This is a genomic window from Candidatus Insignibacter tubulum (assembly GCF_056790205.1).
Genome location: NZ_CP199715.1, coordinates 437,666 through 453,181, shown reverse-complemented (window position 1 = coordinate 453,181; position 15,516 = coordinate 437,666). Strand labels below are relative to the sequence as shown.

General features: G+C 27.4%; 8 protein-coding genes and 4 tRNA genes. 8 read left to right on the top strand and 4 right to left on the bottom strand.

Translation table 11 applies throughout. The features are described from left to right. Positions 1–19 precede the first annotated feature (19 nt). The 6 genes from ACUBP5_RS01890 to ACUBP5_RS01865 all read left to right on the top strand — a co-directional run bounded on the left by ACUBP5_RS01890 (position 20) and on the right by ACUBP5_RS01865 (position 8,132). Complete coding sequence (locus tag ACUBP5_RS01890) at positions 20–4,582, top strand: translocation/assembly module TamB domain-containing protein (RefSeq protein WP_482167968.1); 4,563 nt, start codon at positions 20–22, stop codon at positions 4,580–4,582. Positions 4,583–4,710: 128 nt separating this feature from the next. Continuing rightward, positions 4,711–5,202: an Lrp/AsnC family transcriptional regulator gene (locus ACUBP5_RS01885; RefSeq protein WP_482167967.1), complete on the top strand. Its 492-nt coding sequence runs from the start codon at positions 4,711–4,713 to the stop codon at positions 5,200–5,202. Positions 5,203–6,342: 1,140 nt separating this feature from the next. Then, the gene (locus ACUBP5_RS01880; protein WP_482167966.1) at positions 6,343–7,749 is read left to right on the top strand and encodes an HD family phosphohydrolase; all 1,407 of its coding nucleotides are present in this window, start codon (positions 6,343–6,345) and stop codon (positions 7,747–7,749) included. Between the two features lie 121 nt (positions 7,750–7,870). After that, a tRNA-Ser gene (locus ACUBP5_RS01875) sits at positions 7,871–7,956 on the top strand. Between the two features lie 9 nt (positions 7,957–7,965). Next, positions 7,966–8,040, top strand: a tRNA-Pro gene (locus ACUBP5_RS01870). A 15-nt stretch (positions 8,041–8,055) separates the two neighbouring features. Continuing rightward, positions 8,056–8,132: transfer RNA gene (locus ACUBP5_RS01865), tRNA-Arg, on the top strand. 292 nt (positions 8,133–8,424) lie between these two features. On the opposite strand, the gene ACUBP5_RS01860 is transcribed toward ACUBP5_RS01865, so the two are convergent. Next, positions 8,425–9,609 (bottom strand): pyridoxal phosphate-dependent aminotransferase, encoded by a 1,185-nt coding sequence (locus tag ACUBP5_RS01860; protein ID WP_482167965.1) that lies wholly within the window; start codon positions 9,607–9,609, stop codon positions 8,425–8,427. Between the two features lie 606 nt (positions 9,610–10,215). Continuing rightward, positions 10,216–10,299, bottom strand: a tRNA-Leu gene (locus tag ACUBP5_RS01855). Positions 10,300–10,663: 364 nt separating this feature from the next. Between ACUBP5_RS01855 and ACUBP5_RS01850 the strand changes: the two genes are divergently transcribed. Beyond that, positions 10,664–11,824, top strand: coding sequence for a cysteine desulfurase family protein (locus tag ACUBP5_RS01850; RefSeq protein WP_482167964.1), 1,161 nt, complete (start codon positions 10,664–10,666; stop codon positions 11,822–11,824). Between the two features lie 675 nt (positions 11,825–12,499). Here the strand turns inward: ACUBP5_RS01850 and menB are convergent. Further along, positions 12,500–13,300, bottom strand: coding sequence for a 1,4-dihydroxy-2-naphthoyl-CoA synthase (gene menB / locus ACUBP5_RS01845; protein WP_482167963.1), 801 nt, complete (start codon positions 13,298–13,300; stop codon positions 12,500–12,502). Positions 13,301–13,460: 160 nt separating this feature from the next. Between menB and ACUBP5_RS01840 the strand changes: the two genes are divergently transcribed. Then, complete coding sequence (locus tag ACUBP5_RS01840) at positions 13,461–13,880, top strand: hypothetical protein (RefSeq protein WP_482167962.1); 420 nt, start codon at positions 13,461–13,463, stop codon at positions 13,878–13,880. 37 nt (positions 13,881–13,917) lie between these two features. Here the strand turns inward: ACUBP5_RS01840 and nhaD are convergent, their stop codons facing one another. Continuing rightward, positions 13,918–15,210 carry a sodium:proton antiporter NhaD gene (nhaD, locus tag ACUBP5_RS01835; RefSeq protein ID WP_482167961.1) on the bottom strand — a complete coding sequence of 431 codons (1,293 nt, stop codon included), beginning with the start codon at positions 15,208–15,210 and terminating at the stop codon, positions 13,918–13,920. Positions 15,211–15,516 lie beyond the last annotated feature (306 nt).

Genomic DNA, 15,516 nt, shown 5'->3' with positions numbered 1-15,516 from the left:
TCTAAAAGGTCTATTTTGTATGGTAAGATCTTTGTCAAAAACTTGGTTAAAAGTTCTAACTTACTGTATATTTATTTTTCTTTTTTTATATCTTAGTATTATTGCTATTATTAATACTCCATCTGTTCAAACTATAATTGTTAAAAAATCTTTAGCATTTTTAAATAAAAAATTCGGTGTATCAATATCTGTAAAACATATAAGTATTAATTTTCTAGGAGACCTTTATGCAAAGGGAATAAAGGTCTTAGATCATCATAAAAATACATTGATTTATGTAAATAATCTTAAAGGAAGAACAAAACTCATAAAATTAGTTTTTCACCCTGAACAGATATATATTTCAGATTTAAAAATATATAGTCCTGTAGTTAATATTGTTACTTATTACGGAGAAAAAAAAAGTAATATATATCAGCTCATTGAAAAACTTTTCAAACAAAAACAAATATTTTCAAAGACATTATTTAAAAAAAATATAGAAATAAAAAATGGATATTTAGCTGTTTTTAATCATAACCTTAAATCAAGTCAGGCTATATTGCTTAATATAAGCAATATAATGGCAAAAGTACAGGATCTTAATATTCAAAGGGAAAGTGTATCAGCAAATCTGTGTTATTTGCAAAGTAGAGTAAAATATCATCAAAGTGTATTTGAGCTAGTCAATTTTTCAACAAAGGCGAGTTTTTCCCCTAAATCTTTGATTTTAGAAAAAATTGACATAAAAACTTCAAAAAGTGTTATTAAAGGTTCATTAAATCTAAACTATGAGAATATAAAGGATTTTAAGCATTTTAATGAAAAAGTGCATATTAACTCTAAGATCCTTCCAGGATCAAAATTAGGAGCTGAAGATCTACGTCTATTTATTGACTTATGGCCTAATAAGTCTAAGATAGAATTTAGTGGGAAAATTTTAGGCAAACTAGTAGAAGAACTAGTTTTAACTGATGTTCAATTTCAGTGCGGGAGTAATAAAATTATAAGCGATAAAATAAATATTTTTAAAATTACTTCTTTAAAAAATTTCTTTATCACTCAAAAAAAAGGATTTATAAGCACTTCTTATAATGGACTTAGGAATTTACTTTCGGATCAAATAGCTATAAAATTTATAAATTTTATAAAGAATTATGGAAAACTCAGTTTATATGGAGGATTCTATATAGATTATAAAAAAGTTAAAGCAGAGGGAACGCTTAGAAGTGAAACTATAGGAAGTGTACATATAAAAGTAGAACTAAATGAATATAGGGGGAATTCCATACTATATAAAGGTAAAATAGCAGGTGATAAACTGCATATTGCGTACTTAACTAACAATAAAAATCTGCAATCCATAAGTGGAATTCTTAAGTTCGAGGGAACTTCTTTAAATATCAAGGATTTAAAAATAACATTTAAAGGAATATTCTCTGAAATATTACTTTACGATCAATTATTGCATAATCTATATATAGATGGGGAATTATGTGGGCTATTTTTCAATGGGACAGTAGATATTAACGATATTAAAGGAAAAATACATTCTGATGGAGAATTTAATTTTTCACAAAAAAACCTGATGCTAAATGCAAAAATAAATATTGAAAATCTTGATCTTAAGGCTCTTAAACTAACTAAACAAAGTAAATCCCTAATAAGTACCAAAGCACAAATACAACTTTCGGGTCTTAATATAAATGATATAGAAGGATCTATATCCATGTATCAGAGCTCTTATAAAACGGATAAAAAAACATTTAAAATTTCTAAGATTAAACTTAAGGGAATAAAAGAAGGAGATAAAAGAACAATGATTCTTGAAGCTACTGATATGATCAAAGGTGAAATTACAGGGAATATGCCATGGCATATATGGCCCCGCTTTATAAAAAGTGAGATTCAATATATAATTAACAAACAGAGAAAATATATTTTTGAAGAAAATAACTATTTGGCCTTTAAATTAAAGGTAAAGAGTACATTTATAGAAATCTTCAGTGAAGATTTCAGCTTACCATCAACAAATGAATTTTTCGGAAAGATTGGATTTAGAAATAATATAAAGCTCAATTTTAGAGTTGAAAAAATAAAATTAAAAGATATTATCTTTGAAGATATTAAACTAACTACTGATGAAACTATATCTCAATATTTACAGTTAAAAGTAGGTAAAATAACCTTAAAAAGAATCATCTTAAAAGAACTATTAATTCTAGGTTTCTTTAAAGAAAGGTTACTAAAAATTAATAGTAGTTTTGTAGCTCAATGGGAAGATAATAAAGAACAACGATTCGAACTAAATTTCTATAAAAAAGGTAACTGGGGTGGAGAACGATGTTTTTCCATAGGATTATTACGTTCGAAAGTATCAATCAATGGATTGAACTGGTGGATTAATGAAAAAGATGATACTCGAACTCATAAAATAGACATAGATCTAAATAAAAATACTTTTTTAGCAAGAAAAATAGAATTTACTGCCTCTGAAGGGCAACATTTAGAGTTATCAATTGTAAATTTTAAGAATTGGAATTATAAATTAATTCAAGGGAAGATTAATAACGTGCAAATCAAACGAGTACTGCCTAAAAAATATAAAGATAATATTATAATAAATGGGTTAGTAAATGGCAACTTTTCAATAGATAACTTTAATAATATCCTTAAACCCAATATAAAACTAAATATTAGTAAAATTTACATAGGGAACAAAGTTTTTGAAAGTATGGAAATTGCTAGTTATTATATTGAGAATAACAAAGACTATCTGCTCAAAGGAAAAATAAAAGATAAAGGGACTGAGATACTCGATATTTATGGAATTATTAAAAATAAAAATCCAGAAAAAACACAACTTGATTTAACTCTTACTAGTAAGGGATTCCCTTTTAGTCTTATAGAGGGGTTCTTAGGAGACATTTTTAGCGATGTTCACGGGAGTGCACAAGGGGAAATAAAAATTACTGGATCATTTGAGAACCCAGTATACGAGGGTACTGTAAAATTACATAAAGCAGGATTTAAAATAATCTACTTAAATACAGCTTATAAATTAATTGACGAACCTATATTAAGGTTCTCGGCCAATTCTATAAAATTGGAAAATTTTTGTTTAAAAGATTTACAATATAAAACTCAAGCGCGTTTGAGGAGAGGAGAATTATACCTAAAAGATCTTAAATGGAATTTAAATCTTTCTATAGAAAGCGAATATTTACTTCTATTTAATACTTCTTCTATGCACAATAATTCTTTTTATGGAACTCTATTCATCACTTCGATGCTTAATAAAAGAGATAAATATCCCCCTAAATTATTAGAAATCAATATTTTAGGAGAAGCTGATAATATAAAAATTCAGGTAAAAAATGCTAAAATTGTCGGTCCTTCTCGACTATATATTAATATTAATAAGAAAAATAAGGATACTAAAAAAAACCCGAGTTACATTGAATTTATTGATATCCATAAAATGCCTATTGAAGGAGCTATTAAAATCAATAGACATGATATATCTATTGAAAATAATAAAAATAAAAAATTCTATGTAGAAATAGAAACTTTTATCGACCCTGATGTATACATAAAGTTACTTATGGATAAGTATGGAGATAATTCGATAAATGTCAAAGGGGAAGGTATGATTCGTTTAAAAATATCACCTGATAGAGATCTTCAAATATCTGGTAGCCCATACGAAATAGTTAGTGGAATATACCAATTTTCTATTGAGCAAATTCCTTTTATGAAGCTTGATAGGAAATTTAATATTAAGCCTAAAGGGCTTGTTATCTGGGGTGAAACTATTAATGATGCGACTTTAAATATTCAAGCATCTTATTCAAAAATAGTGTCTAACGTAAGTGAATATCTACATTTAGATAATACGATAAATATATCTAATCTTCTTACCGAACTTAATATTTATATATCTGGCAATTTGCTTAAGCCAAAGATTAAATTTGAAATAAAATTCCCTGATGCTTCTGAAGACATACGTTATAAACTTTTTGAACAACTTAATACGGATAATAAGATTTTTATACAATTTAGTTCAATATTATTGTTCGGTAAATTCTTTTTAAATACTAAAGATATTGTTGAAGATGGGTTATCGTCAGCCTACGACATAGTACTTAAACAACTGGGGACTATACTGTCGAGGATATACGACTCCTTAAGTATTAATTTAGAGTATATTCAAGGTAATAATAGAATAAATACTTCTAATAGTTTTAATTCTTCAATATCATATGACATTAATAAAATATTTAATATAAAAGGTACATTTAGGATTCCTTTAAACACTATTATAACCCAACAAGAATTAAATGCTTTTAGGGGGGATATTCAGTTAAATATAGATATTAGTAAAGCCTCTGATAAAAGCTTAGTACTTACATTATTTTCTAAACCAAAAACTTTTGTAGGAGAAATAGAAAATATAGAACCCACTACCTATTCTTCCCAAACTTATGGAACAGGTATTATATATACAACAAAATTTGATAGTTTTAAACAGTTTATACAAAAATATCTCCCGAAAAGAAAGTCTAAAATATCTTCAAAAAAGATACCTATAAAGAGGTCTTAATTTATATATTATTAAGGTTTTTCTTAAAAGGGGCATTACTAGATTATTCTTCAACAGGAAGAATACTTTTTTTTCGGCTGGTTTTTTAATAATTTTGTGTTAGAAAAAAAGAACCATAAAATAAAATCATGTCTTTAATAGATCAATTCGACGAAATAGACAAGCAAGTAGCGATTAATTTAATGAAAAATAGTCGTATGCCTGTAACTAGAATTTCTAGAGATATTCCTAGCGTCTCTACGGGGACCATTCGTCAACGAATGAATAAAATGGAAGATATCGGAATTATTAAAGGAAATACGCTTTTAATTAATTATGAAGAACTAGGGTTTAGAGTTAAGGCTTTCTTGGGTATTGTAACACAATCTCCTGAAACAGAGAATGTCAAAATTGATCTTGAAAAGATTCCTAATATCGTGCAACTTTATATTACTTCTGGTAAGTATAACTTCTTTTCCAAAATTATCGCTAAAGACACTAATAATATGATGAATATTTTTCTAGAAATAGGGAAGATAAGAGGAGTTGTAGGTACTGAATCCATGCTTTGCCTTCAAGAAAGTATTAATGACGAAAATAGATTATTATTAAGCTTACTAGATAAATCTTCATTTAGCTAAAACGATTAAAAATAGATCACTCTTAAAGAGATAAAAAGCTTAAATTGATAGGGGCATATATTGAGCTCAATATGAGTAAAATAATTGGATAATAATTTTTCAATTTAATCTGTTCTTAATATCTTAGTTTAAGAGATTAAGAACAGATTAAATAATATATATAAAACACTATAAAGGGCATAAATATTTAATTATGCAGTTTTTTATAAAATAGTTAAGCATAAATCTATTATAATTACTTGTTAATTTCTTTTTACTATTATCTATAGTAAAATTTATGTGCTTCTATAACAAAAAAAATATTTTAACTATCTTATATCCTAAAAAGGATTTCTGTCTTTTAAAATATTATTTTTAATCATTAACCTTCTTCCTCATTAATAATAAAATATTCTTCTCTATTTATAGAGAAGAATTAGTTAGCCCTTAAAATAGTTGTATTTTCATTAGTTTAATTAAAGTTTTTAACATATTTATCTCTTACTATATAATACATTGATTGTATATAAAAATATTCTCTGAAGAGAATATTAAAAATTAAGATTATTTTCTTTATTATACATAATTGCGAAATACATTAAGACTTATTTTTATTTTTTATGATATCTCCACTTTAAAAAGTAGAGAATATATCTTTTTTTTTACACCTCTGTAATATGTCTATAATAAAAAATTAAGATTTTTTTTTAAAATCATAAAAAAACAAGAAGAAAATGCTCAGATTGTTCACACTATTACGTAAACAGCATAAATACATTATTTACAGTATATTTCTTTTTTTATTTTCAATATTATGGCTGTTGTATATATATATTAAAAAACAAGATTTTAAATATGATTTTTTTAAAAGACAGATATGGAATTATAAAGACTTATGTGCCCCTAATTTCAAAATTATTAATACAGAAAAAAGAATTAACGATAAAAATCAAAAATATTATTTTCAAAATAATACATATCTATCTTTAGATATTCAGAAATACTTTAATAAAAAAATAGCTTTGTTAAATAATCCATTCCTAAAAAAAAAAAAAAGACTTGGAATCATCAAAAATATTTATGATAAAGGCTATATAAGTACATCTTTATTTTTATCCTATTATTAAATATAATATCATTGTTGATGTAATTAAATCAGATATGTATTTCACAGATGGTGTTAATTCTACAATTTTTAACTTTAAAAATAATTTACAAAAAATACCTTTGATAAATGATGATAATTTTCAAAAACTCTATACTTTAAAAGAAGTTTATGACAAAAAATTATTGTTTGAAGGAAGTAATTATTATTTAATAATAGGTTATTTTATTCTTATAAGCATAGTATTAGGTATATTTTTTTCTTATTTCTTCTATCTAAGAAAGGAAATATATAATAATATAAATGCTATAAGATTTTTAATAATTTCTATCCTATGCAATATTACTATTACCATTATAGTAGCTAGACAAGAATTAAATTTTGTCTACATAATTCCTTATTGTCTTATGCCGATCGTAATACGGTTTTTTTTTGATCTTAGTACAAGTTTTATTACACATTTAACGACTATTATTCTTTTAGCTCCTATTTTGCCTCAAAGCTTTAATTTTGCGTTTATTGAAATTACTGCAGGAGCTATAAGCTTATTAAATCAAGCTAAGATTTATAAAAAAATGAATCTTTTTATCATTTCTATAAAAATCTTAGCAATCTATATAATATCATTTTATGGGTTAATATTAATAAGAGATGGCACTTTAAATACATTTACTTATGAATATTTTTTTATATTTTTTACAAGTTCAATGTTAGTGCTTTTCGCACGACCGATAATTTACTTTTTTGAAAAAAAAATTGGGGGTACTTATAATCTATCTTTATTAGAGCTATCTGATACAGATGGTGCATTATTTAGATTTTTATCTCAAAAAGCTCCTGGAACGCTTCAGCACTCATTGATTGTAGCATATTTAGCAGAGGAAGCTGCTAGAGAAATAAACGCTAATTTTCTTCTTGTAAGAATTGGTGCAATATACCACGATATAGGGAAAACAGAAAATCCTAATTTTTTTATCGAAAATCAAAAAAACATAAATCCCCATAAAAATCTTACTGCTGAAGAGAGTGCTCAAATAATTTTAAAACATGTCAATCTAGGGATAGAGTTAGCAAAAAAATACAACCTACCTAATAAAATTATAGATTTTATTCGAACTCATCATGGCAATACAATAGTATATTATTTTTATAAGAAATATAAAGAACAGAACCCTAATAAGAATATAGATATCAGTCATTTTAGATATGATGGACCAAAACCTTTTTCTAGGGAAATGGCTATTCTAATGGTTTGCGATAGTGTAGAAGCAGCTTCAAAAAGTCTTCAAACTCCATCTGGAAGAAATTTAGAAAATCTTGTAGAAGAGATAGTTAACAAACAGATGAATGATAATCAATTCTCTAACGCTAATATTACATTAAAAGAAATTCAGCAAATTAAAAATATTATAAAAAAGAAATTGATTAGTGTCTATCATACCAGAATAGAATATCCTCAGTAATTACCTAATTACAAAGAAATCTACTAATTCTTGTTTATTTAAAAGATCCGCTCTACATTTACTAGTAATTTTATTACTTATATATTTAATATAGTAAATAGAGTATACAAAGAAATATTTAGGAGAGTTGCCGGAGTGGTTAACGGAGCAGTTTGCTAAACTGTCGGCGGGAAAACTGTCGCGTGGGTTCGAATCCCACACTCTCCGCGTTTAAAACGGGGTGTAGCGTAGTCAGGTTATCGCGCCTGGTTTGGGACCAGGAGATCGCAGGTTCGAATCCTGCCACCCCGACATAAAAAAGATATGGATCACGTAGCTCAGTTGGATAGAGCAACTGCCTTCTAAGCAGTTGGTCGCAGGTTCGAATCCTGCCGTGATCACCAAGTGATTGCTATTTAATATTTAAGTTTTATTTGATAGTTATACAAAATTCCTTAATTCTCCTAAGGATGATCATAATATAAGATGATCATAATATAAGATGATCATAATATAATTATAAGGGAACACATATTATTCTAGATTTTATTTAGAATAAATAAAAAAAAAATACCTCCCCTTAAATATTTTTTCTTAAAGCACTATCAATACATCTTTTAAAGTCTTTTAAAACACAAAAGAATTTTACTATATTATTTATAATTTAAAAGGTATTATTTAATACTTTTATCTGAATTAAGATAATGCTCGACGAATCCTTAAAAAGGCCTCTTCTAACTTTTCTTCAGAAGTAGCGTAAGAAATACGCAAGCATTTTTGATCTCCAAAAGGAGAACCTTCTACAACCGCTACATGAGCTTTTTCAAGTAAATACATAGCTAACTCTGATGAGTTACAAATTCTGATTCCAGAAAAAAAATTTCCGAAAAGCTCTGAAACTTCTGGAAAAGCATAAAAAGCTCCTTGAGGAACATTACAATGGAATCCATATAATTCTTGAATATTATCTAAGACTAAATCACGTCGTTTTTTAAAAGCCTTAATCATATAATTAATACACTGGGGATCTGCCTTTAGAGCACTAATGGCGGCTTGTTGTGCAATAGAGTTAGCTCCTGAGGTGGTTTGCCCTTGTAATTTATCGCAAGCCTTAGCTAACCATACAGGAGCGCCTATATAACCTATACGCCACCCCGTCATAGCAAATGCCTTAGAAAGGCCATTTAAAGTTACTGTTTGATTATAAACTTCTGGAAATTCAGCAATACTTGTATAAGTCCCCGAATAGTTAATATACTCATAAATCTCATCAGATATTACAATAAGCTGAGGATATTTAGCGAAAATTTTCACTAGTTTCCTAAGTTCTTCACGAGTATAAATACTACCAGAGGGATTACAAGGAGAACTAAAAATAAAAATCTTAGAACGAGGGGTAATATAAGACTCAATCTGCTCTGGTAAAATTTTAAAATTATTCTGTAAGGTTGTCGGAATGATCACTTTTTTAGCCTCACAAAGATTAGCCATTTCATAATAACTTACCCAGTAAGGACTTGGAATTATAACTTCATCATCCGGATTTAAAAGCGCTAGAAAAATATTAACTATCGACTGTTTCCCTCCAGTTGAAACAACTATTTGCGAGGGTTCATAATGCAATCTATTATCTCGAAGAAATTTTTCACATATTGCTTCCTTAAGCTCTATACAACCAGATACAGGTGTGTAATAATGGTGACCTTTATCTATAGCATTTTTAGCTGCCTGTAAAATAAAATCAGGAGGTGAAAAATTAGGCTCTCCCACGCTTAAATTAATTACATCATAGCCTTGCATTTTAAGATCCCTAACTTTAGAGGACATAGCTAAAGTTTGCGAATAACTCATATTTTCAAGACGACGAGAACCCCTTTGCATAATCTTTCTTTTAAATGAAGAACAAATCTAATAAATTCAACACTACTTTTTAATTTTCCTTTACTTTTATGTATAAGTATAAAAAATAATTCCTAAAATTTAAATGAGAACATACGGCATTTATGGAATTAAAAATTTTTATGAATGTAGAATGCCTAATATTTTCTTATTTCGAATAATCTACTGACTTTATTATTTTTTTTTTTAAAAAAACCCTGTCTCCCTTATCCTCCTCTAGGAATATAATGTAAAAGAGATTCCTTTTATATTCTTTATTTTCCTTTATAAAATGAGGGGACTCAATAGCCTATTTCCTAGCCATGAGAACTAGAAATGTTAGTTTTAAAGTTGTAATCAGTTTCTTTTCAATCTAACTTAGTAATCATTTTTGATATTTCTATAAACTCTTAAAGTGCTTATAGTATATAAACTTTATATAAAAAAATAAGACTTATTAGTTTTATCGATTATATTTTTTTTTTTGATATGATCAAAAGTATAAGAAACTACATGATCTATAATGGATTAAATGTATGCACAAGAATAGCTAAAAGACTTGGAACTAGAATACATAGTATACGGATACTATTTTAATCCTAAAATATGTGCCCAGGACGGGAATCGAACCCGTATGATATGAATATCACTAGATTTTGAGTCCAGCGCGTCTACCAATTCCGCCACCCGGGCTATAAACAAATAGAAACTTTAGAAGTTACTAATTATTTAAATTAATTGAATTCAATATTTGACTGAATGCTTTTTTATCTAAAAAATCAAAATGTTAAAAGAAAATTATATCATTATTTTTTTAAGTAGTACTATAACAAGGCTATATACCTTATAAGTAATATCTGTCTTTTCTTAATGATCGCGAGTAAAATACTATCATTCTAAATATCTATACATAAAATTAATAGGTAGCTACATTAACTAATGTAGGTAAAATCTGAATTAGATAATATAACTACTTGAAAATAGTCTTTATTTTTGTCTTTTTATACAAATTTTAGAAATTTGGTTTTTTAATTATTATTCGATAGAAATTTTACAATTGGGAGATATATATTTAGATTATGCTTCAACTGCTCCTATGCGGACCGAAGTAGCAGATTTTATGACAGAAAACTTAAAAAAGTTTTTTGGGAATCCGTCTTCTTCACATAAGCTAGGTAGGTTAAGTCGATCAGCCATAGAAATGTCGAGAAAGTCAATTGCTAGATCTTTAAATGCTAATACTTCAGAGATTATTTTTACATCAGGTGGCACAGAATCGAACAATATGATTTTGACATCAGCAACTCAATTTTTAAAAGTTAAACGTATTCTTACTTCGTCTCTTGAACATAAATCAGTTTTAGAAACAGCCCAAAGATTAGCTGAATTTCAAGGTATAATAATAGAGTTTATTGCGCTTAAGCCTAAGGGTATTATTGATCTAGAAGATCTTGAAAAAAAACTGAAAACTTCTTCATTTATCACTTTAGTGAGTTTAATGCATGCGAATAATGAAATTGGGAATATTTTACCCTTGTTTCAAGTCAGTGAAATTTGCAAGAAATATAAAGCCTGGTTTCACTCTGATATGGCCCAGACTATTGGACATTATCATTTAGATGTAAAAAAATTAGGTGTAGATTTTGCCTCTTGTAGTGCTCATAAGTTTTATGGGCCAACAGGTGTGGGTTTTTCTTTTATTCGAAATAATTCCCTTTCTAAAGGTTTTATCGTAGGAGGGCCTCAAGAGCGAGGGTTACGTGCAGGTACTGAAAATATACATGGTATCTTAGGTATGGCTAAAGCATTAGAGTATGCTTTAAAAGAGCTTAAAAAAGAACGCACGCATATAGAATCGATTAAAGAATATACTATTTTTTTAATTCAAAAAGCTTTACCACAAGTCCGATTTAATGGACTTTCAGCAGATTTATATAAAAGTCTTTATATGACTTTAAATATTTCTTTACCTATAAGAGACGATATGTTAAGTTTTAACCTTGATTTGAAGGGAATTATTATTTCACAAGGAAGTGCTTGTCTTTCAGGATCTTTAACCCCTTCACATGTTATTCAAACAATATTAGGACAGATAAATATAGAAACCCAAACATCATTGCGTATTTGTTTTGGATATTCTAGTACTAAAGAAGAAGTAAATACACTTATAGCTGTTTTAAAAGAATATCTGCAAAATATTACCATTGAAAAATACTGATATTTTATCCCTATTTCTCTATAATGATAGAGATATATTTAGATTCTAAATATAGAAGATTACTAGATAATTGTTGTCGTTATAATTTTTTTTTACTAAAACAATCATAATAGCAAATGCCTTTCAATTATTAAAGTTAGTTCAAAATGGGAAAAAATACCTGAATAATTTAGCTGAAATTATTATGTCTCTATGATAGACTATATAATTATAACCTCTGTGTTTATCAATAGTTTATTAGTTTTTACTATTTTTTTTTTTTGAGTGAGAGTTTTTTTATAGAAAATTAAAGGAGCATATTATATTATGCTCCTTTAATTTTCTATAAAAAAACTCATAAATAAGAGCTATTTTTAGTCCCGATAATATATTTCTAAGTAGAGACTAAGATTTCTTATCATTTTTTGATCATAAATATCTAAACTTAGATAAGCGATGATAACTTATAAGTAATAAAAACTAACTATTAAGTAAAAAAAAATAATAATTCTATATGCATATATAGAATTATTATTAAATTAATAATTTAACTTAAATTTTATGAGTAAAATAGATAATACGCTATACAATATAGCGTAAAGATATGCTAAAATAGCATAATTAATTATTTATAGCTATAACATTAACTATCCTAATTAAGGAGATTTACTTATCTTTTTATCTTAAGGAGATCTATTAAGGAAATTTTGGAAAATTTTTAAAATTTGGTGATCTTTTTTCAAGAAAAGCTTTTTTGCCTTCTTGCGCCTCTTGTGTTAAGTAATACATTAAAGTAGCATCTCCAGCAAGTTGCATTAACCCATGTTGACCATCTAAGTCTGCATTTAAACATCGTTTAATCATACGCAAAGCCATAGGGCTATGTTTTTGTATAGTTCTACACCACTCAATAGTTACAACTTCAAGGTTTTTTTGAGGAACTACTTTATTTACTAACCCCATATCAAGAGCTTCTTGTGCACTATATTCCTTACAAAGGAACCATATCTCTCTTGCCTTTTTCTGACCTATATGCTGAGCTAAATAGGACGATCCAAATCCTCCATCGAACGAACCTACCTTTGGGCCTGTTTGTCCAAAACGAGCATTCTCTGAAGCTATTGTTAGATCGCATACTACGTGCAATACATTACCACCACCTATAGCATATCCATTAACCATTGCGATTACAGGTTTAGGTAATTCACGTATTTTTTTATGTAAATCTAATACATTCAAACGCGGGATACCATCTTCTCCAATATAACCACCAATGCCTTTTACCCTTTGATCTCCTCCGCTGCAAAAAGCTTTATTCCCAGCTCCTGTAATAATTACCACATCAATATCTGCACGCTCTCTAGCTATATCCATAGCATCAACCATTTCAATAATCGTCTCGGGTCGGAAAGCATTATGTACTTCAGGTCGGTTAATGGTAATCTTAGCAATACCCTGATTAAACTCAAACAGAATATCTTTATAATTATTTATCATTTTACAGTTGAAATTTAAAATAAGTTTTATTTAAAAAAAAAATATTAAAAAGATTTAAGTATACTTTTTTCCTTAGAAAAGTTAATATCACTTAAAATTATAAAAGAGATTATAATTATATTTGATATGAAAAAATGACATTAGAATAATGTTGAGAAACATGTTAGCTATATCTTTAGGATTATTCATGGGTATTGCTGTGATGTTTTCTGGAAGTGGAATGACTAAAGACTGGTTCCAGCAAACCTCTGTCTTATCATTATATCAATGGCAAGAAATTATACTACGAGCACCTAGTTTTTTTTTTATCATTCTAATCATATTTTATGTCTTAGGATCATTAATAGGAGGTATTATCACTGCTGTTTTCGTAAAAACAGCTAAAGAAGCTTACGCTTTCCTAATTGGGATTATATTATCTATTTTTTTATTCTTATATATTTTTTTTTATAAAATGCCTTTATGGTTTGAGATAATTGCATTCTTTATATTTTTCCCAACCGCTTGGTTGGGCGGGAAACTCATAGCATATCTTTACCAAAAACACATTTATATTACCTATTCCAAAAAAAGGGAATAAGATCATTTAAATATAATTATAAACCCTTTTGACTTCATTAAATAATAAGCCAAAAGTAACCTCCTAGATACCCTAGGAGAGCTATCCAAGAAACCTTTTTAAGGTACCAAAAAAAATTAATTTTTTCCATCCCCATAGCAGCTAACCCAGCTGCAGATCCAATAATAAGTAAGCTACCTCCTGTACCGGAAGCATAGGCTATAAAATGCCAAAACATGTCATCGATAGGATATGAAAACATCCCTAATATCACTGCTACTAAAGGGATATTATCTATAATAGATGATATCCCCCCTAAGATAATCACTATGGTATTAGGAGAGAATAATCCTTTATTAAGCCAATTTGCGAAATGAAATAATATACCTAAAGATTCTAATGCGCCTACAACTAATAAAATTCCAAGAAAAAATAAAATATTTGAAAAATCTATTTTACCTAAAGCCTTAAATACGTAAAATTTACGCAATAAGGGAGTATTATTATAACTGTTTGAAAATTTTATATATTCTGCTACGATACATACTATTATTAAAGAAAAAACCATCCCAATATAGGGAGGGAGGTGAATTAAAACTTTAAAAATAGGGGTAAATAAAATCATAGAAAGTCCTAAATAAAGAATTAATGAGCTCTTTTCAAATTTTTCGGTGGAAATTTTAGAACGATCTAATACTATTCCCCCTTTAAAAACAGACATAAAAGAAGCTATAAAGGTTGGAATTACCATAGATAATATTGAAGGAATAAATACATATTCTATAAGTTTTTCAGGGGTAATTTTATTAGAAATCCAAAGCATCGTAGTAGTTACATCTCCAATAGGGGACCAAGCACCTCCAGCATTAATCGCTATAATAAGTATTCCTATATAAGGCCTACGCTCTTTAGAATTAGGAATAAGTTTTCGTAAAATAGTTATTAGAATGATAGTAGTAGTAAGATTATCAATTATAGCTGATAAGAAAAAAGCTAGTGTGTTAAGAATCCATAAAAGTTTAGTTTTTTTTTGTGTCTTTATCGCTATTTTAAGAAAATCAAAACCTAAATGCATATCTATGATTTCAACAATAACCATAGCACTGACCAAAAAAATGAGTATTTCAGATGTTTTTCTTAAATGATGAAGAAATAAAGAATTAAAATAAGTTAGTTCTAAAGTTTTTAAAGTAGTATCTATTTTAAAAACCGGTAAAGAACCCATATAAATAAGTGACCAACAAAGTATAGCCATAGCTAAGGCTGATATAGATTTGTTTAAACGTAACGAATATTCGAAAGCGATAGCCATATAGCCTAAAACAAATACAATGATAACAGCTGTATACATAGAATTATGTAGGTTAAGATTTGTAATTTCTCTTTTTATAAAGAGAGAAAATATCTATGAATTTGAATTATATATACTAAATAGACAAAAAAATAGGTCTAAAAATGAATAAAATATCTTTTTAATCTAAAAATTAGATATATAAGTTTCTTATAACTCTAAAACTAAAAGATATTCAAATACAAAAATAAAAAGTATTCCTACTGTAATGAAAGAGATTAAGATAAAAAATATATATAAGGATATATAATTTTTATACTTATATAGAAAAAAGCGTAGGCTAAATAATTTTTTCTCTATAATAGA